The organism is Leucobacter sp. 1207-22, assembly GCF_052850455.1.
Window position 1 is genome coordinate 21,482 of record NZ_VXCR01000006.1, and the last position, 18,199, is coordinate 39,680.

An 18,199-nucleotide genomic window follows, 5' to 3' on the forward strand; every position below is an offset into this window, starting at 1 on the left:
AGGTTAGGCATGCGATGTGGCTACTGTTCTGTTTGCTCAGGTGCGGCGCCCCATTCGCCATTTACCTCGATCAGGTGGAACATGTCCCTGAGGACATCTTGTGAGAACCGCGCGTATTGGCTTGATGAGTAAGGGAATACGCCCTTTGCGAAGTCGATGTTCCATTCGCCGGCAAGCTGTTTGTACATGTCGAAAGGCAGGACACCGAGCGCAGGTAGAGAACGTCGAAAAGCGATAATCATTCCATTGATGGCCGTCGTAGACGTTATCTTGGAGTTCGGGTCTGCCCACGCCTCATTGTGGTGGACCTTTAGTGCATTGAAATAGAGATTCAGGACACCCGCGCAGTAGTCGACATAGTTCCCAAGGAGAGACAAGTCGTCCTCTGTTCTAAGTTTCTCTCGGGAAGGATCCTCCTTGGCCCAAATTGCAAATAGCCCTGACTTCGAATTGATATCTACCAGATAGCGAAGAGCGAATTTTACGATAGAGGCGATTTTGATAGGAGCTTGATCCATTTGGGAAAGCTGGAACATCGCTTTAAATGCACTCATGTCGTTTAGGCGTTCGAGTACTTGTCGCGCCACTGCATCGTCCGCGCGAGGTTCACGAAGCGATTGGATCGCGAGGAGTACGTCTGGGGCAACAGGCTTGGTGTTCGAGTTGATGTCCAAGAATATCGAGCTTTGAAGCTTTAGCTTTTCATGATCACTCATGCCGTCAGGAAAGACCAAGCCCGTTGCTAGCAGGTGAACTTTGCTTCGAACCGCGGCGACCTTTGGTTCCAGCTTGTCCGTGCCTTCATAGTGAGCAAAGACCCTGTGCTGGCCGTCAATTATGCACAACGAATTAAACTCATCAGGAATCATCATTCGGTACGCGCCATAGTCCTGTGCTTCCTCAAGTGGAATGAGCACTTTGTCAGAGTTTTGAAACATTACCCCTGAAGGAAGCCCGATGATGATGTTGTTAAGGAAGGCGGCACCTTCGGTTGCAACGTATTCGCGAATCTTCCTTAGCCGCCCGTCATCAATGAGTCGTTGATAGAGGTCCTTAGAGTACCCCCAGTTGTCTTTTCGAAGGACGTAGGAATTTCTGAGAAGTACGTCAGCTGAGATCATGAAGGACACGAGGCGGACACCGTTGCTGAAGCCAGTGCTTTCATCAGGCGAAATGATTGCCGTGTCAATCAATTTGGTGTCACTAGTTGAATTCGTTGCCCCAATGTCACGCGAAGTCAAGCCAAGAAATCGCCAAAGGTCCGTCTTTGCGGAGTGCTGGATCGTTTTAGCGAGCTTTTCGAAATAGCTCAAAGCTTTCGGAGGCACTAGAGTCATTGGGTGTAGTAGAGCCAAGTCTTCTTCACCGCGGTTAAAATCCAGTAGTGGAATGTACAGGAAGAAAACCTTAAAACGCGAGGGGGTGTAGGCGTTAAGTGCGGTTTCGTGCTCGGGAAACTCCTTGCGCAACCAATCGATGAAAGCCCCTTTCGAGCCTAGGATCTGCTCTGCGAGGAGTTTCTTGTTCTTTGCGTGTTCGAAGACGTTCTTGGTGGTTGTGTCTTCAACAATGAGCAATATGTTTTCATAAACAAAGACCGCATCTAACTCACCGGTCTTGTTTGCGAACCTGGCCTCTTTGCCTTCTACGGGTACATAGGTGAATCCCATATTGGTGAACACTGTCTTGATCGAACGAGCGAAGCGGCGTTTTTTAGCAGCTTCCTTCTGACCGTCTTTAGCGGCACTCGATTTTTTCTGAGACTTTGACTTGGGTGTTGGGCTTGTCACTAGCGGCTCCCCCCTTGATCCGAACCGGCTGCACACATCAGCGCCGGGCGAGCTAAGCGTATCCTGTGAAAAGTGTGTATGTCGTTTCGGCGCGCGTGGGTATTTGCTGCTTGGGGGAGCCATTAGAGTGAGCCTGTAGCTGGAACGTGTTCGGCAGAGAGAAGGCAAGATAATGGTTGATGCTGCCGGTGCGCCTGGATGGGCTGGCATTGACGCATCAGAGTCTGCTTTCTGGACTGTTCACCAAGGTGACGCAAGGGATGTCGACAACCTGCTCAGCGGAGCAGCAGCTGACAAGAATACGCCGTTCCTGCAAACGACGATTACGTCTCCTCCGTATGCGACGCTCGTTGACTATGGCAGTGACAATCAGATTGGATTTGGACAGTCCTACGAAGATTACCTTGAATCGTGTAAGTCGATTTTCCAGAGTCTCTACCGATGGACCTTGGACACGGGGTCTATGTGGGTTGTGGCCGACAGTCTGCTTGAGCGTCGGCCGAAGAAGGGAAAGCCGTCACGGCTAGTGCCACTTCCCTTTGAACTTGCTGCGCAAGCGGAATCTGTTGGTTGGATATTGCGTGAAGTCGTGATTTGGAGAAAAGATAGGACTCGTCCTTGGTCTCATCGCGGCAAGCTTCGTAACGGGTTCGAGTATGTTCTTTTTTTTGTAAAATCTAATAATTACGTTTTTAACGAGGATAGGCTCCGTGATACTGGAAACCTCAAGTCCTGGTGGGTGAAATATCCCGAACGTCACAACCCCTGGGGCATGTCTCCGGACAACGTCTGGGAAATTCCGATTCCTGTTCAAGGCAGTTGGAACGACGCTGCGTTCCGTCATGCTTGTCCGTTTCCGCCGGAACTCGTGCGGCGCATGGTTCTGTTGTCATCGAACGAAGGCGATGTCGTCTTTGATCCTTTTGCAGGAAGCGGTTCGGTCGTGAACGGGGCTACGCGCGAAGGCCGAAAGGGACTGGGGCTCGAACTCAACCAAGACTATGTGGCGCGGTTCCATGACCAAGTTCGCTTAGAGAACCAAGTCAAGCCGGAGCCTAAGCCGGTGGGCCTTATGACTCAAAGACTCCTGGAACTGCGAATGCTCAAGTACCCCAAAGAGCTTGCAAAACAGCTTCTCAGGGGTGGTTTCACTTCTGGCCAGATTAATGCTGTCCTGATGGATGTGAAATCTGTGAATTACAAGCCTGCGAGAACTTCATATGGGGCGATCGAGTGCTCGGTCATTATCGATGATGGGGTGACGGAAGCTGATCGGGAGCGCCTGCTGCTGCTGCTTCAAGACGTTATGAAGAAGGCACCGCTTTCTAAGTACGGCCTAGAAGCGGAATGTGGCCTGGTAAGAGCCCGTGACGTTGAAAGAGCGATTGATGGCAAGGATGTTTCTGTATACACAAAGGGGCGCACTTGGTATGCAGATTTGGTTCTGCCCAGTCATGAAGTAGAAGGCTGGATTCGTCAAGCGGGGACTCCAACTGTTGTGCCGGTCTTGTCTCCGCTCCACGTCCAGCAGTCACTTGAAGAATCGCTTTGATGGGGGCTTGAGTTGAACAAGGTTTGCGATCCCTGAGCTATGTGGGGGCTGTTCGGACGATCGCCCTTGGGGCAGAGGCTCTCATCGTGCAGCGTGAAGACGGAGTTGTGCTCCTCGCAGCGGACGGTACGAATGAGAACGGTCCACGGACTTTCATGTGCGGAGCCAGAGGCACCGTGGCCAAGCCAGCGTGGCTCCAGTTCGGGGAATCCGCGCCAATGACCAGCGAAGAGATTCAAGAGCGAATCAGGCTTATTGGACACGAAAGTTCCTAACAGATGAGCGTGTAAAGAACGAGGGGGTGTTGCCCGCAACAAATTGTGGGCAACACCCCCTCTAGCTTCAGGCGCCGGCCGGCCTACCGCGCCACAGGGGCAGGTGCCTCGACCTCAACCCCGCGAGGCCTTTCCGATCCGCTCCCCAACTTCGAAGGCCACCAGACCTTCTGGCCGATGTCGTACGTCAGCGCCGGAACCAGCAGCGTGCGCACCACGAAGGTATCGAGCAGGACGCCGAATGCCACGATGAACGCGAGCTGCAGCAAGAACAGGATCGGGAGCACCGCGAGAGCTGCGAACGTCGCCGCGAGGACGATGCCTGCTGAGGTGATGACTCCGCCGGTGATGGTGAGTCCGCGCAGTACGCCTTCGCGGGTGCCGTGCTTGATTGATTCCTCGCGCACGCGGGTCATGAGGAAGATGTTGTAGTCGATTCCGAGGGCCACGAGGAAGACGAAGCCGAAGAGCGGTACAGCGGGATCCGCGCCAGGGAAGTCGAAGACGCCATTGAATACGAGCGCCGAGACGCCCATCGCGGTGCCGAACGAGATCACGGTCGTGATGACGAGCAGCACGGGCGCGAGGATCGAGCGCAGCAACAGCATGAGGATCAGCAGGATCACCACCAGGATGATCGGGATGATCAGCGTGCGGTCGTGAATCGACGCGTCGTTCGTGTCGATGGCGGTCGCGGTGACTCCGCCGACGAGGGTGCCAGGAGCAGCATCAGCGAACTCGGCGCGCAGTTCGCGCACGGTGTCGGCTGCCTCGTCAGAGTCGGCCGCCGCGTTGAGCGTACCCTGCACGAGCACCTGGCCGTCGACCACGGTCGGGGCGGGCGCGGGGGTGCCGGGAGGTCCGTACGCGGTGATGCCATCGGTAGTAATGGGCGCGGATCCGGTCGGCGAGTCTGCCGAGGTGACGCTCACGCCCGCGATCCCGTTATTGCTGAGCAGCACGTCAGCAACGGTGTCGAGCTCTGACTCGTCGGTGAGGACCTGGACGGGACTGCCTGATCCGCCGGGGAAATGCTTGCCCAGTGCAACTTGGCCGTCGCGTGCCTCCGAGGTGCCAATCACCAAGTCGGAGGCGGGGACGCCATCGGCCTTGAGTTGCGTGATTCCGAGGCAGCCGATGAGGAGGACGACGGTCGTGGCGATCCAGATCGTGCGTGGGCGCTTCTGCACGAAACGAGCGACCTTGGTCCAGACACTCCTTGTGGGCATGCCGTTCTCCGCTGCGACAACCTCGGGCTCGAAATGCGGACGGCGTGGCCAGAACACCGCGCGGCCGAACGAGAAGAGCAGCGCGGGAAGCAGCGTAAGTGCAGAGAGCATCGCGAAGACGATGCCGATTGCGGCTACCGGGCCGAGACCACTGTTCGATTTCAAGTCACTGAGGAGCAGGGTGAGGAGACCGGCGATGACGGTTCCGCCGGATGCGACGATCGGCTCGACCGAGCCCTTGACGGCCTTGAGTGTTGCCGTCCACTTGTCTTCGTTGACGCGTAGTTCTTCACGGTAGCGAGCGACCAGCAGGAGCGAATAGTCAGTTGCCGCACCGATTACGAGGATGAAGAGGATGCCCTGGGTCTGCCCGCTGAGCATGAGGATCTCCCACTTCGCGAGCCACCAAACTGTGAGCAACGCTGCGCAGAGCGCGAAGAGGCTCGTCGACAGGACGGCGATGGGGAGCAGGAATGACCGGTACACCAGGATGAGGATGATGAGCACCGCGCCAAGCGCGACGCCGAGCAAGAGCCCGTCTATGCCTGCGAAGGCTGAGCTGAGATCGGCGCTCAGGCCAGCGGGGCCAGTGATGTACACGGAGGTTCCGTCGGGAACGTTGGCCTGCAGCTCTGTGCTCGCCGCAGCTACTGTGTCGCTGAGCTCGGCGTCCGACTGGATCGGGACGAACGCCTGAATAGCCATACCGTCTTCTGACGGCAGTGCGGGCGATACTTCGTCACTGACACCGGGGAGTGAGGTGAGATCCGCGACCGCATCGCTGATCTGCTCGACCTGTGCTGCGGTCAGCTTATGGTCACCCACGACAACTGCGATCGCGGGAATCGCGTCAGAATCGGTGAACTCACCAAGCAGCTTTTGCACCTGAGTGGCATCGGCTGACTCTGGCAGGAAGGTGGTCTGATCGTTTGATGAGACTTCGCTGACTTTGCCGAAGTAAGGTCCGCCAACGCCAGCCGCGGCGAACCAAGCGATGATCAACACCGCCGGCAAGAACACGCGGAGCCATTTTGGTGTTCGAGTCATGAGAGCTTCCATTCAGAGAGGTGATTGGGCGGCCAAACACGGCCTTGCGTTCGGCGTCGATCTTGTGCCGTGGATCGTGCAACTCGTTGGGGTTGACGACCTGTATTAACCTAAGCATATTATTAGCCAAGCTAGCAATATGAAAAGTTAGCTACTTGCCCCGGATAGAATGAACCCATGACCGCAGCCGAGATGCCCCGTGAAGCGGCTCCGGCGAGCCTGTACCACTTGGATAAGAGTGATCCACGCTCTGAACTCATTGATCGTTCGGCGCTGCAGCCAGCGGAAGTCGCTGAAATCAGCGAGCTCATGGGTGCGCTCGGGCGCCTGCGCGACGCTGAACAGCAGGTCTCCGAAGCTTCGATGAAATACATGCAGCTTGGTCGCACCGACATGCAGGCGCTGCACTATCTCATCGTCGCGGGCAACCAGGGCGAACTTGCGACCCCGAGCGGTATCGCGGCTCACTTGAACATTTCGAGCGCATCAACGACGAAGCTGCTCGACCGGCTTGAACGAGCTGGGCACATTACGAGGGCTCCGCACCCGTCTGACCGACGCGCGCTCACGATCTCGATCACGCCTGAGACGCGAGAGGCCGCGATGCAGTCGGTCGGACGCCAGCACGCTCGCCGCTTTTTCGCTGCGGCTCGACTGACCTCTGAGGAGCGTCAGGTTGTGACGCGGTTCCTCGACGACATGGCGAGTGAGATCTCACTCGGCGATGATGCGGAGTGGGCGCGGGGCTAGGCGCTGGGGTGCAAGGTCTGGTGCCACAATGCCTGCGTTTCTTCGACTTTGATCGTATGCTCAAATCAGTGTTTGAATTCTAGGGAGTAGCATGCCGTTGCCTTTGTTGATTCCTATTGGAATCGGTGCAGTCGCGTTGGCTGGTACCAAGGCTGGCGTCGTGAAGAAATTCAAGAGGCATGCGAAGGTAGAGAACCTAGCGATCCTTGGTGATGAAGGCGTGGGCAAGACTGAGCTTTTGACGGTCTTCGCTGCAAATGACATCTCGGAGAAGAAAACGAGGTTGTCGAAGCCAAGCGTTGGTTACTCGTTCACGTTGCATACCCCGGGGCCGAGCACGAGAACTTTCCGTGTGTCGAAAGACCTTTCGGGTTATGCGGGACCTGGCCGGAAGCATTGGCGTCGAAGCGTTGAATCCGCAGATCACGTTTTGTATGTGTTCCGCTCGGACCTCATCGTCGCTGGCGACCAATCAGTGGTGAATCGGGTCAAGAGTGACTTGGAATATCTGGCTGATTGGAGCGGTGATCTCCTCGCCGCCAAGAAAGCGCCACCGAGAATCCTGCTCATTGGTCTATTCGCAGATAAGCGAGACGAAGGGCTTGGGGAAAAAGAGTTTGTGGGCCTTGTCAGGGCGTCTGACGCGCTGCGGCTGCAAGCAGTGAAGCTCGGAAACGCAGACATTATTGTCGGTGATCTTGGGTCGCAAGAGTCAGCTCAAGAACTGGTGCGTCGAATTGCAGATTGTTTCCAAGACTAGGCGCCGTTACATTTCTGCAGACGAGCACAGAACGTCACCGTGCTCAGACTTGAAGGGTTGATCATATGACTGAAATCGTCACTGCCTTGCCACCGGCGGCAATTGTCGTCGCGGATAAGGCGTATCGGGCGATCGCGAGTGATCCCCTCAGAGTTCATCTCTTGGATGCACCTGACTCCTTGGTGGTGCCATATTCTGCCGAGCCCGTCGCCCGAGCTGAAAGCGTTTTGGCCGTTCGAGACAAGCTCATTGCTCGTGACATGTTGAACGTCGATCAGTTGCTTGTGAGAAATCCCTACGATGTGTCCGCGTACACTCCTGCGGACGAGGCTGTTGAAACGTTCGTGAAAGCTAAGTACTACCATCTGGCTTCGATTGCGGGGCTGCTCGGCGCGACATCTGTCAAGTTTGTGAAGGTTGAGATCGAGCAGGAGAAGTCTGATTTTCTGACCAAGGTCAAGTCGGATATGAAAGCAGTCACAGGTGCTGCTGATGTCGGACAATCGGTCAAGAAGAACTTGGAGGGCCGGTTCGATGCGAGTACAGAATATGTAGGAAAGGAAGCCGACGTAGCAGGCGCTCGTGAGTTCATGATTGCGCGTCGGCTGATGAACGATCCTGATGTTGTTGGGTTGATCGACCTGTGCGCTACCGGGAACCCACTCCGTAAGCACCGAGTGAAGATCAACGGTCTTCGGGAGTCTACTAACACACTGAAAGCCGGTTTCGACCTGGCCGTTGCTCTTCAGGTCCCGATGACAACGGGAGGCAACTTTACTCGAGCTGTTGAGTCGATCAGCTCGATTGAGGTGACGACTGAGATCACCTGGTGACTTCGTCCGGTCTCGCTCAATAAACGAGGCCAATTCCGACCGGAACCATCATTACTGACTCGAGGTCGTTGACTCTCCACCAACTTGCTGAACCTTGTAGCCGCTGTTGAGACGCTGCTTTACAATGAGGTCATGTCCATGAATGTCGCAGAGGTTGAAGAAGCGATGCTTGCGCTTGACCGGCGCGAACTTGCAGCGCTCATTCATCGCGGCATTCAGGCGCTTGATCACGGTGACACAGAAGCTTCGCAAGAAGAGATCGATGCGGCTTGGCGCGACGAGCTTGCTGAGCGCGTTGATGATATTCAGAGCGGACGAGTCGACACCGTCCCCGCTGAAGACGTGTTTACTCGGATGCGTGAGAAGCTCGCGGCGCGTCCGTAATGACACTCGTTCGTCGTTTCCATCCTGATGCGGAGCTAGAACTGGAAGCGGCCATCGAATGGTACGAAGACCAACAACCTGGTCTCGGTAATGATCTCCTTGAGCAGGGTGAAGAAGCGCTCGACGTGATTCTTGCCTGGCCGCGAATTGCTCCGGTGTTTTCGCGTTGGGAGCAAACACCTGTCGTGCGCACCCAAGCGATAGCAAGGTTCCCGTACCAAGCGCTCTACTACCTCACAGCTCGCGAACTTGTCCTTGTCGCCTTTGCTCACAATCGACGCAAGCCAAATTACTGGAAAGATCGAGTCTGAACTCGCTCGCTGGCAGCTTCGCGAGCTGTATGCGAATCAAGACAGGGTCATTTGTGCCGTGTCCGGGCCGAACCGATCACGCCACCCGCCCAATCACCCGATCAAGCGTCTCAAGCAGCTGATCCGCGTGCTCAGAACTGAATGGGAGCGGCGGGCGGATCTTGAGTGCGTTCGCGGCAGGACCAGAAGCGCTGATCAAGATGCCTTCCTCCCGCATGCCGTTGACGACACGAGCGGCGAGATCCGCGTCGGGGGTGCGGGTGGCATCATCAGCGCCGAATTCCATAGCGAGGAAGAGCCCGGCGCCACGCACGTCGATCACCTGTTCGTGCGATGCGCCAATTTCACGCAGGCCTGTGAGCAACTGCGCTCCGACGGTCGCCGCGTGAGCGACGAGATCGTCCTGTTCAATCACGTCGAGCACGGCCGTTGCGGCAGCGATGCTCACAGGGTTGCCGCCAAACGTGTTGAAGTACCGGACAAGCGAGCCGAACTTTTCCTGCGCAGCTGAAGTACCGACGACCGCAGAAATGGGGATGCCGTTGCCCATCGGCTTGCCGAGCACCACAAGATCAGGGACGATGCCGTGACGTTCGAAGCCCCACCACGCACCAGTGCGCCCGAATCCCGGCTGCACTTCGTCGGCGATATACAGTCCGTCAGCGTTGTGCACAGCCTGAACGACCGGCGCAAGAAAACCAGCAGGATCCGTCTGTACGCCGTCACTCGAGAAGATCGAATCGAGAATGATTGCGGCGACGCCTGATCCGCTCGCATTGAGGGCGCGGATCGCCGACTCCACCGAGGCAAGCAGTCGCGGCCCGACCTCATCGGCGGGGGTACGCGCGGCGTCAATTGAGGGAATGGTGACGACGTGTTCGCCGAGCGGATTGTTCGGCCCGAGCGAGGGGGAGAGCCCCGCCGCGGCAACCGTCGTGCCGTGGTACGCGTGCTCGGTGATGATGATGCCCTGCTTGCCGGTGGCCGCGCGTGCGGTGCGTACGGCGAGGTCGATTGCCTCGCTGCCGGTGCACGCGAAGGTGATGCGGTCGAGCTCGGCTGGGAACTTCGCGAGCAGCCGCTCAGAGTAGGCGATGATCGGCTCGGTGAGGTATCGGGTGTGCGTGTTGAGCTTCGACAGCTGCGCGGTAACCGCTGCGGTGACTGCTGGGTGGCTGTGTCCGATCGCTGGCACGTTGTTGTACGCATCGAGGTAGGTGCGCCCGTCAGCTCCGTAAAGCCAGACGCCGGAGGCACTGTCGATGGCGACGGGCTCACGATAGAAGAGACGGTATGACGGGCCAAGCACGCGGTCGCGGCGGGCGAGCAGATCGGCCGCCGCCTTGTCGAGTTCAACGCCGCTCGTGGGGTCGAATCCGTTTGCCATGTGGACGCCTGCGTGCACCGGTGACTCGTTCATTTGGCCGCACTCCCTCGTAGATTGATGACCAATATTCTGAGTTTGTCACACGAGAATGCCCTTCGCAAGGTTAGGGTGGTGAGCAGTGCCGGTGATTGCTGGTGCGCAATGCAGGGAGCGGATCAATGCCACAAGACCATCACGACGCCGAGGGATCGGCCGCCGAGCGTCTCGCTGCAGAGATCCGTGAGTCGGTGTATTCGGGTGATATTGCCCCAGGCGCTCCGCTGCGTGAGGTCTCACTCGCGGAGTCGCAGGGCGTTTCACGTCGAACGGTGCGCGAGGCCCTGCTGCTGCTCGCATCGCAGGGGCTCGTCGTGCACGAACGCAACCGCGGAGCGACCGTGCGATCACTCGGCGCCGAGGACGTCATTGACATGTACCGCGTGCGTAGAACCTTTGAGCTGCAGGGCGCACGCAGTGCTCCGCTCGCGAGTGACGAAGGCCGTGCCCGGTTGCAGACGGCGTATGAGCGTCTGCACGACGCGGTGCACGGCACTGATTCGCGCGAGATTGTGAATGCGGATCTCGCGTTCCACGGCGCAGTTGTTGGGCTCGTTGGGAGCACCAGACTGAGTGGCTTTTACGCACAGATGAGTCCTGAGATGGAGATGGTGCTTGCGGTGATCCGCCGCGGTGAGAGCGTAGATGGGCTTACGCCTGAGCAAATCATCGCCGACCATCGCACGATCCACGCAGCCCTCATGGCGCGGGACGTCATTGAGGCGCAGCGCGCGATTCTCGAACACATCGATTTCAACGAGCGCTACCTGCTCGGCCTACTAGAGCGCACGCAACCCTTGGATTGATGACCAATCTTGCGATACGATTCCTTCGTCTCCACAACGACGTAAGGACTTCGCATGACCGCTGACACGATCGCACCGAACTCGCTCGCACTCGCACCCGAGGCTGTCGCGGAGATCCTGGTCGGCGCATATGGCCTGCGAGCGGCCAGCATGCAGCCCTTCCAAAGCGAGCTATCGACGGTGTACCGCGTCGCGCTCGCAGGCGACGACGGCCAGCCCGATGGACGCTGCGTCGCATTCAAAGCGATCCACCACACCGATGATGAGCACGCACTCGCACGGTGGCGGGTCGCTGCGATGGACCACCTGCAGGATCTTGGCATCCCTGCCGGGCGTACGCTCCCCTCGCTTGCGGGCGAAGCGACCGCAGTTGTCGCGTCGCCAGCTGGCCCGGTCATTGCGCACGTTGGGGAGTGGCTGACCGGAGTGCCGCTTGAGGCCGCGCCGCTGACCCCCGAGCTGCTTCGCGCCGTCGGCGAAACCGCGGCCAGGGCTACGCTCGCGCTTGCTGAGTGGCCTGAGCCGCCAGCTCCCGTGACGCATCCGTGGGAACTCGTGCGCACGATCGAATCGCTCGACGCCTCCATGGGGGCGGCGGAGGACTCGCGCATTTCAGCGTTGCTCACCCGTGCGCGTGTGCTGTACCTGGAGCGGGTCGCGCCAGTTCTCGCGGATCTTCCCCGCGCGGTCGTCCACCACGACATGCACGATTCAAACTTGCTGATCGACGCTGATCGCAGCGCCGTCACCGGTGTACTCGACTTCGGTGACATGGTCTCTGGGCCGCGGATCGCGGACCTCGCAATCACTGCGGGCTATGCGTGCCGCCGCGCCGCAGATCCGGTTGCCGCGTACCTCGAAGTGGCTGCGGGGTGGGGAAATGCCTGGGCTGAGGCTGTGCGGGCAGGCGAATCCGCGTCACTCACGTGCGCCGAGGTCGACGCGCTCTACCCGGCATCGATCGGTCGCTTGGCCGTGAATCTCAGTATCTGGACTGCCCGCTCGTCGAGCGATCGTGGCGAGTATGCCAGAGCGCGGTCAGAATCGACGGCGCGCGCACTTGAGTTGCTGCTTGATGCTGATCTCGATGCCGTGCGGCACGCACTGCGCTCAGCGTTGCTCACAATCTAGAAGAGTCGACCGGCGATCTCGGGAGCGGGCTCCTCGATGGTGAGCAGGGTGTGCTTTCGTTCGATGCCGCCTGCGTATCCGGTGAGCTTGCCCGTTGAGCCAACGACCCGGTGGCACGGAATGAACACGCACAGTGGGTTCGCGCCAACGGCCTGCCCGACGCGCTGCGCGAGCGCCGGGTTGCCGAGCTCGGTCGCGATTGCGCCGTAGGTGATGGTGCCGCCGAATGGGATCCGCGCAACAATCGACCACACTGCTTGGTGAAAGTCGTCGCCCGCCGGTGCAAACGGCAGTTCGAACTGAGTGCGCGTGCCTGCGAGGTACTCGTGCAGCTGCCGTGCTGCTGCCGCGAGCGTTGGGTCTGCCGCGAGGTCGACTCGTTGCCCAAACGAGTCCGCGGGCGGGCGGCGAGTGTGCTCATCGAAGTACAGCCCGGTGAGTGAATCTTCAATGGCAACGATCGTCACGTTGCCGAGCGCCGACTCGACGAGCGCGTGACGAGGCTCGGCCACGGGGACTGACTCAGCGTGAGCGAGATCGGGCACGGTTGCCGAAGTGGTTGCGGGTCGCGCCGGGTGCTGCGTTGGTTCGGGCTCCATCTCTCTATCATCCAACGATCCGCGCTCATTGCGGGGATTATTCTGATGCTCGTCGCAGTTTCATTGCCCCAATGAACCCGAGCATGAGGAAGCCTGTGGGGGACGAGAAGCCAGTCAACTGTTGCGTACATCGTTCAACACGCGGCCACCCGCGAGTGTGATGACCCGGTCATCGAGGTGAAGCGCGGTGAGGTGAGCGTCGCGCCGCTGAGCTGCGGTTGACTGCTCATGGGTGATGTGCATGACTGCCATTCCGGCAGCCGCACGTGCGTGCAGCTGGGCAGTGATGAGTTCTGAAGCTGCGGCATCGAGCCCTGCTGTTGGCTCGTCGAGTAAAAGTGCATCGGCATCTTGCACGAGTGCCTGGGCGATGAGCACGCGCTGCCGTTGACCGCCGGAGAGCTCGCGAAGTCGGCGGCGACGCAGGTGGCCAATTTCGAGTGCTTCGAGGGTGTTTTGCACGGTTGCTTGGTCGCGCGAAACGAATGGTTGCCAACGCGTCCTCGGGCGGGTGAGTCCGATGCGCACGCATTCCATCACGGTGAGCGGGAGCGCATCGGTGGCGCGTGAGCGTTGAAAGACCACGGCTATGCGTGGGTGCTTCGGCCGGGTGACGGTGCCTGCAGATGGGCTGAGCGTGCCGCTCATGAGCTGTAACAGGGTGCTTTTACCTGAGCCGTTGCTACCGCGGATGGCTGTCACTTCACCGGCGAAGAGATCGAGCCACAGGCGGTCAATGACGCGCGCCGCGCCGTACGAAAAGCTCGCGTGGCGGACCGAGATGGTGGGGTGGATGTAAGTCATGCAGTGGCTCCTGGTGGTGGCGAGCGGGTTCCCGGCGTGGGGAAGTGGTGGACGTCTGCTATGTTACTGATAATCATTCTCATTATCACTTAAGGAAGTGGATTCGTGCACCCGTTCACCGCCACATTCGTGCTGCAGGCCATCGCCGGTGGCGTGCTGGTCTCTGCGATCAGCGCCCTCGTCGGGGTCTGGGTGATCGTTCGGGGGATGGCGTTTCTCGGTGAAGCAATGAGTCACGGCATGCTGCCCGGCGTTGCGATCGCATCGGTGCTTGGTGGCAACGTCGTCATCGGCGCAATGGTGAGCGCGTTCGCGATGGCTCTTGGAGTGAATGCGCTACGCAAGACGCAGAGTTTCGGGCAAGACACCGGCATTGGGCTCGCATTTGTCGGCATGCTCTCACTCGGTGTCATCGTTGTGTCGCATTCGAAGTCGTTTGCCACCGACCTCACGGCTTTCTTGTTCGGCGATGTGCTTGCGATCACCCCAGCCGATCTCAGCATGCTGGCCGTCGCTCTCGTGGTGGTCGCGGCGGTGGCACTCCTGCTGCACCGCTCCTTTGTCGCGTTAAGTTTTGACCCGCGCAAGGCACAGACGCTCGGTATACGACCAGGTGTCACGAACATCGCAATGCTCGTGACGTTGACCGTCACCATCTCGGTGTCGTTCAACGTGGTTGGCACCCTGCTCTCGTTCGGCATGCTTATCGCTCCGAGCGCGACAGCGCTCCTCCTGGTTCGACGAATCCCAGTGGTCATGCTCTGTGCATTCGTCCTTGGCTCCCTAGCGACCGTCATCGGCGTGCTGGCTTCTTGGTACCTCGGCACCGCGGCTGGCGCTTCGATCGCGCTCGCCGCAGTTGCGCAGTTTTTTGTGGTCGGGAGCCTGCGTTGGCTCCGCATTCACCGTGCGACCGAGTAGCCGAGTAGCCGAGCAGCCACATCCAAGCCACTCACCGTTTCGTTTCCTCACTAGAAAGACTCATATGTACACACATGCCGCCCGCAGGGCCTCTCGTTCGTCACCGGCGCTGCTCATCTGGGGCGCGACTGTGGCTGCTGCGCTCATAGCCGGTTGCGCCGGATGCGCCGTGACAACTCCGCCACAAACTGATGCTCCTGTGCCTCACGGATATGTCGAGGGCGCTGCCGAAATGAGTGAGGCGCAGACGGGTCTCGCCTACGTCGCGAACGGCGCGCGAGAGCTGGCGCTGTTTGATCTCGCAACGGAGACCGAACAGACGGTAGCGCTGCAGGTCACTGCAGAAGCGATGTACGAAGACGGGCGGTTCGTATACGTGAGTGATGCGCGGGGCGCGCTCGAGGTGATTGATACCGGAGTGTGGACGATGGATCACGGCGACCACGTGCACTACTACCAAGCAGAGCCGCGCTCTCTCGGGGTATTGCACTTCGATGCACCGGTGCGTGACGTGATCGGCCATGGCACGCGCACCACTGTGAGCGCAGGGCAAGATGTGAAGCTGCTCGACCGGCACGCGCTTGAAAACGGTGAGCTTCGTGAGCTTGGCACGCTCGCAGACAGTGATTTTGCGGTGCCGTTTGACGTGCGCTTGTTGCTGGCAAACGCAACCGGAGTCACCGTGGTTGACGAGGAGGGAGCCGTGGTCTCCGAGGTTGGTGCTGAATGTATCGACCCTGCTGGGTGGGCGATCCTGCGCAGCGGCACAGTGATTGGTTGTGAAAACGGAGTCCTGCTCGTCAAGTCAACCGGGGTTGAAGTGACCGCCACACTGCTGCCGTACACCGGATCTGATGCCAGAGCGGAGGCCTTCGTTTCACGCCCTCGCAGCAACGAGGCTGCTGCAGTTGCAGGCACAGGGGGAGCCTGGAGCGTGGATGCGGCAGGGGAAACCCTGACGTTCGTGCCGCTATCCGAGCCCGCGACAGCCGTTGCCTCGCCAGCAAACTCAGCACACGTCCTCAGCCTTGGTGAAGCAGGGACGTTGCGCAGCGTTGAGCTTGATACCGGTGAAGAGGTCGCCGCGCGACCAGGGTTTGCGAGTAGGCCCGCCGAAGAACACCCCGCTGGCTCATCCAACGGGGTGATTTCGCTGGATCCCTCTCGCGCATATGTTGTGGCGGCTGATCCGCGTACGGTCGCCGAAATCGACTACGTCGATGAGTTGCGCGTCGCGCGCACGCTTGAGCTGTCGCAGCAGCCTGACCTTATGTTGGAGATCGGACGATGAAGGCTGCAAACACTCGAACGCGGTCCGCCCTTGGCCGTGTTGGACTCGTTCGTCGCTTCGTTGTGCTGCTTGCCGCATGCGGCATAACGGGCACGCTCCTCACCGGTTGCGCCAGCACGCCTGCGGGGCCAGAGATCGTAGTGACGACCAACATTCTTGGTGATGTTGTGCACGAGATCGTCGGCGAAGAAGCGAGCGTTGAAGTGCTCATGCAACCGAACGCTGATCCGCACTCATTTGGCATCTCGGCGCAGCAGACAAACGCGCTGCGCTCGGCATCACTCATTGTGAGCAACGGTCTTGGACTCGAAGAGGGGCTGCAGCATCATGTTGATGCCGCAGCGAACGCAGGAATAGCGGTACTTGCTGTGGGTGAGCACGTTGATCCGCTGCCCGCACCTGGCGGCGAAGGCTCGGGACAGTGGGATCCGCATTTCTGGACGGATCCGAGCCGCATGCGCGCGGCGGTCGACGTGATTGAGCATGCCGTCATCGAGCAGGTGCCCGGCATCAATGCAGACCGCGTACACCAACGCGCGGTGGCGTATGCAGCGAAAATACAGACCCTGGAAAACGAGATGTCGGCGTCCTTCGCGGAGATTCCTGCCGAGCGGCGCAAGCTCATCACCAACCACCACGTGTTCGCGTATCTCGCAGAGGCGTATGACTTCACTGTCGTCGGCGCGATTATTCCGGGTGGAACCACGCTGAGTTCGCCGAGTGCTTCCGACCTCGCCGAACTGGTGTCGGCCATGCAGGAGAACGAGATCAATGCGTTGTTTATTGATTCCTCTCACCCTGCCCGACTGGCAGAGGTGCTCGCTGCAGAAGCCGGTGTGCAGGTCGACATTCGCGAGCTCTACAGCGAATCGCTCGGTGTGCCTGGCAGCGACGGTGACACCTACCTACACATGATGCGCTTCAACAGCGCCGAGATTGCAGACGCGCTCACATAAGACTTCGTGGCCGAGAGAGCTCGGGCACGGTCCCTTCCGCGATCTGCGGAAACCACTCACAAGAAAGGCAATAATGCACATGAAACCTTCCACCACCCGGCTGCTGCTTGCGCCATTCGCAGCGCTGCTTACCGCGGCGTTGCTCTCAAGCTGCGCTGCCGATCCGCAAACAGGTGCTGCCGCAGACGAAGCGAAGGGCGAGAGCGACACGGCTGCGGTCCACGAACCGATCGCGGTGACGTATGACGGCGGCATCTACTTGCTCGATGGCGAGACCCTTGAGGTACAACGCACGGTCCCGCTCGAAGGATTTAACCGGGTGAACGGCGCTGGTGACGCCGAGCATGTGTTTGTCTCAACGGCAGACGGGTTTGACGTCCTCAACGCGGTAACTGGTGAGTTTACTGGCACGACCTTCCCCGGTGAGAAACCCGGGCATGTGGTGCTGCATGAGGGGAAGACTATTCTCTTCCATGACGGCACGGGCACCGTAACCTCGTTCGACTCAGACGCCATTGCGGCGGGGCAGCCGAAAGCGCAGACCTACCTGTCGGCTGAAGCGCACCACGGTGTAGCGGTCGAACTCGCAGACGGCACACTCGTGACGACGCTGGGGAACGCCGAAGAGCGGCCGGGAGCCATCGCACTCGACGGTGCTCGAAAGGAGTTCGCGCGAAGTGAATCCTGCCCAGGGGTGCACGGTGAAGCTGTTGCAGAGGGCGAGACCGTTGCCTTTGGTTGCAAAGACGGAGTACTGCTTTTCAAAAACGGTGAGTTTGTGAAGATTCAGGGCGCTGCTGAATACGCGGCGGTGTCGACGCAGGCGGGAAGCGAGGAGTCGCCCATCATTCTTGGTGACTACAAGGTCGATCCCGATGCCGAGCGTGAGTTCCCGACCCAGTTCGCGTTGGTCGATACCGAGCACGAGAAGCTCGACGTGGTGCAGATGCCAGACGGAGCAAGCTACAGTTTCCGTTCCTTCGGCCGAGGTGCACACGGTGAGGCGTACATCCTCGGAACTGACGGCAAGATCCACGTCGTAGACACCGCTGCAGGCAAGGTCACTGAATCGTGGCCGGTGGTTTCAAGCTGGCAGGAACCGATGGACTGGCAGGCTGCGCGCCCCGCACTGTTCGCGCGTGGTCACGACCTGTACGTGACCGAGCCGCAGACGAAGAAGGTGCTGCGCATTGACGGCGCAACGGGCAAGGTACTGGCTGAGACCGAGCTTGATGCGGCACCGAACGAACTCAGCGGTGTTGCTGTCCCGCACGTGCACGCGCACTAAGTGAGCCTGCGTCGGCACCACAGCTTGGGGTGGTGCCGACGCATCTGCC

At 59.4% G+C, this 18,199-nt stretch carries 17 protein-coding genes; 12 read left to right on the forward strand and 5 right to left on the reverse strand.

All coding sequences use genetic code 11. The features are described from left to right. Window positions 1-20: 20 nt before the first annotated feature. Complete coding sequence (locus tag FW756_RS10815; RefSeq protein ID WP_446430165.1) at window positions 21-1,790, reverse strand: DGQHR domain-containing protein; 1,770 nt, start codon at window positions 1,788-1,790, stop codon at window positions 21-23. Between the two features lie 172 nt (window positions 1,791-1,962). On the opposite strand from FW756_RS10815, the gene FW756_RS10820 reads away from it, so the two are divergent. Next, window positions 1,963-3,342, forward strand: coding sequence for a DNA-methyltransferase (locus tag FW756_RS10820; RefSeq protein WP_446430166.1), 1,380 nt, complete (start codon window positions 1,963-1,965; stop codon window positions 3,340-3,342). Between the two features lie 358 nt (window positions 3,343-3,700). On the opposite strand, the gene FW756_RS10825 is transcribed toward FW756_RS10820, so the two are convergent. Beyond that, window positions 3,701-5,893 carry an MMPL family transporter gene (locus FW756_RS10825; protein ID WP_446430167.1) on the reverse strand — a complete coding sequence of 731 codons (2,193 nt, stop codon included), beginning with the start codon at window positions 5,891-5,893 and terminating at the stop codon, window positions 3,701-3,703. 177 nt (window positions 5,894-6,070) lie between these two features. Here FW756_RS10825 and FW756_RS10830 point away from each other — a divergent pair, with 177 nt between their 5' ends. The 5 genes from FW756_RS10830 (at window position 6,071) to FW756_RS10850 (ending at window position 8,931) form a co-directional block, all read left to right on the forward strand. Next, complete coding sequence (locus tag FW756_RS10830; RefSeq protein WP_446430168.1) at window positions 6,071-6,643, forward strand: MarR family winged helix-turn-helix transcriptional regulator; 573 nt, start codon at window positions 6,071-6,073, stop codon at window positions 6,641-6,643. Between the two features lie 91 nt (window positions 6,644-6,734). Beyond that, complete coding sequence (locus FW756_RS10835) at window positions 6,735-7,403, forward strand: hypothetical protein (RefSeq protein WP_446430169.1); 669 nt, start codon at window positions 6,735-6,737, stop codon at window positions 7,401-7,403. Window positions 7,404-7,468: 65 nt separating this feature from the next. Continuing rightward, complete coding sequence (locus FW756_RS10840) at window positions 7,469-8,236, forward strand: hypothetical protein (protein ID WP_446430170.1); 768 nt, start codon at window positions 7,469-7,471, stop codon at window positions 8,234-8,236. A gap of 132 nt (window positions 8,237-8,368) precedes the next feature. Continuing rightward, the gene (locus tag FW756_RS10845; protein ID WP_446430171.1) at window positions 8,369-8,620 is read left to right on the forward strand and encodes an addiction module protein; all 252 of its coding nucleotides are present in this window, start codon (window positions 8,369-8,371) and stop codon (window positions 8,618-8,620) included. Then, window positions 8,620-8,931: a hypothetical protein gene (locus FW756_RS10850; protein WP_446430172.1), complete on the forward strand. Its 312-nt coding sequence runs from the start codon at window positions 8,620-8,622 to the stop codon at window positions 8,929-8,931. Before FW756_RS10845 ends, FW756_RS10850 begins: the two co-directional genes overlap by 1 nt. 76 nt (window positions 8,932-9,007) lie before the next feature. Here the strand turns inward: FW756_RS10850 and FW756_RS10855 are convergent, their stop codons facing one another. Continuing rightward, window positions 9,008-10,351: an aspartate aminotransferase family protein gene (locus FW756_RS10855; RefSeq protein ID WP_446430173.1), complete on the reverse strand. Its 1,344-nt coding sequence runs from the start codon at window positions 10,349-10,351 to the stop codon at window positions 9,008-9,010. A 125-nt stretch (window positions 10,352-10,476) separates the two neighbouring features. On the opposite strand from FW756_RS10855, the gene FW756_RS10860 reads away from it, so the two are divergent. After that, window positions 10,477-11,160, forward strand: a complete 684-nt coding sequence (locus tag FW756_RS10860; protein ID WP_446430174.1) for a GntR family transcriptional regulator — start codon at window positions 10,477-10,479, stop codon at window positions 11,158-11,160. A 54-nt stretch (window positions 11,161-11,214) separates the two neighbouring features. Then, window positions 11,215-12,291, forward strand: coding sequence for a phosphotransferase (locus FW756_RS10865; protein WP_446430175.1), 1,077 nt, complete (start codon window positions 11,215-11,217; stop codon window positions 12,289-12,291). Here the strand turns inward: FW756_RS10865 and FW756_RS10870 are convergent. After that, entirely contained in the window at window positions 12,288-12,890 is a 603-nt protein-coding gene (locus FW756_RS10870; RefSeq protein ID WP_446430176.1) for a methylated-DNA--[protein]-cysteine S-methyltransferase, read from the reverse strand. The genes FW756_RS10865 and FW756_RS10870 overlap by 4 nt on opposite strands. A gap of 114 nt (window positions 12,891-13,004) precedes the next feature. Further along, on the reverse strand, window positions 13,005-13,694 hold the full coding sequence (locus FW756_RS10875; RefSeq protein ID WP_446430177.1) for a metal ABC transporter ATP-binding protein: 690 nt from the start codon (window positions 13,692-13,694) through the stop codon (window positions 13,005-13,007). Between the two features lie 105 nt (window positions 13,695-13,799). Between FW756_RS10875 and aztB the strand changes: the two genes are divergently transcribed. The 4 genes from aztB (at window position 13,800) to aztD (ending at window position 18,150) form a co-directional block, all read left to right on the forward strand. After that, window positions 13,800-14,615 (forward strand): zinc ABC transporter permease AztB, encoded by an 816-nt coding sequence (aztB, locus tag FW756_RS10880; protein WP_446430178.1) that lies wholly within the window; start codon window positions 13,800-13,802, stop codon window positions 14,613-14,615. A gap of 64 nt (window positions 14,616-14,679) precedes the next feature. Then, window positions 14,680-15,906 carry a hypothetical protein gene (locus FW756_RS10885; RefSeq protein ID WP_446430179.1) on the forward strand — a complete coding sequence of 409 codons (1,227 nt, stop codon included), beginning with the start codon at window positions 14,680-14,682 and terminating at the stop codon, window positions 15,904-15,906. Then, a complete protein-coding gene (aztC, locus tag FW756_RS10890) occupies window positions 15,903-16,862 on the forward strand; it encodes a zinc ABC transporter substrate-binding protein AztC (RefSeq protein WP_446430180.1) in 960 nt (319 codons plus the stop codon). Before FW756_RS10885 ends, aztC begins: the two co-directional genes overlap by 4 nt. 79 nt (window positions 16,863-16,941) lie before the next feature. Continuing rightward, window positions 16,942-18,150: a zinc metallochaperone AztD gene (aztD, locus tag FW756_RS10895; protein ID WP_446430181.1), complete on the forward strand. Its 1,209-nt coding sequence runs from the start codon at window positions 16,942-16,944 to the stop codon at window positions 18,148-18,150. Window positions 18,151-18,199: the final 49 nt, after the last annotated feature.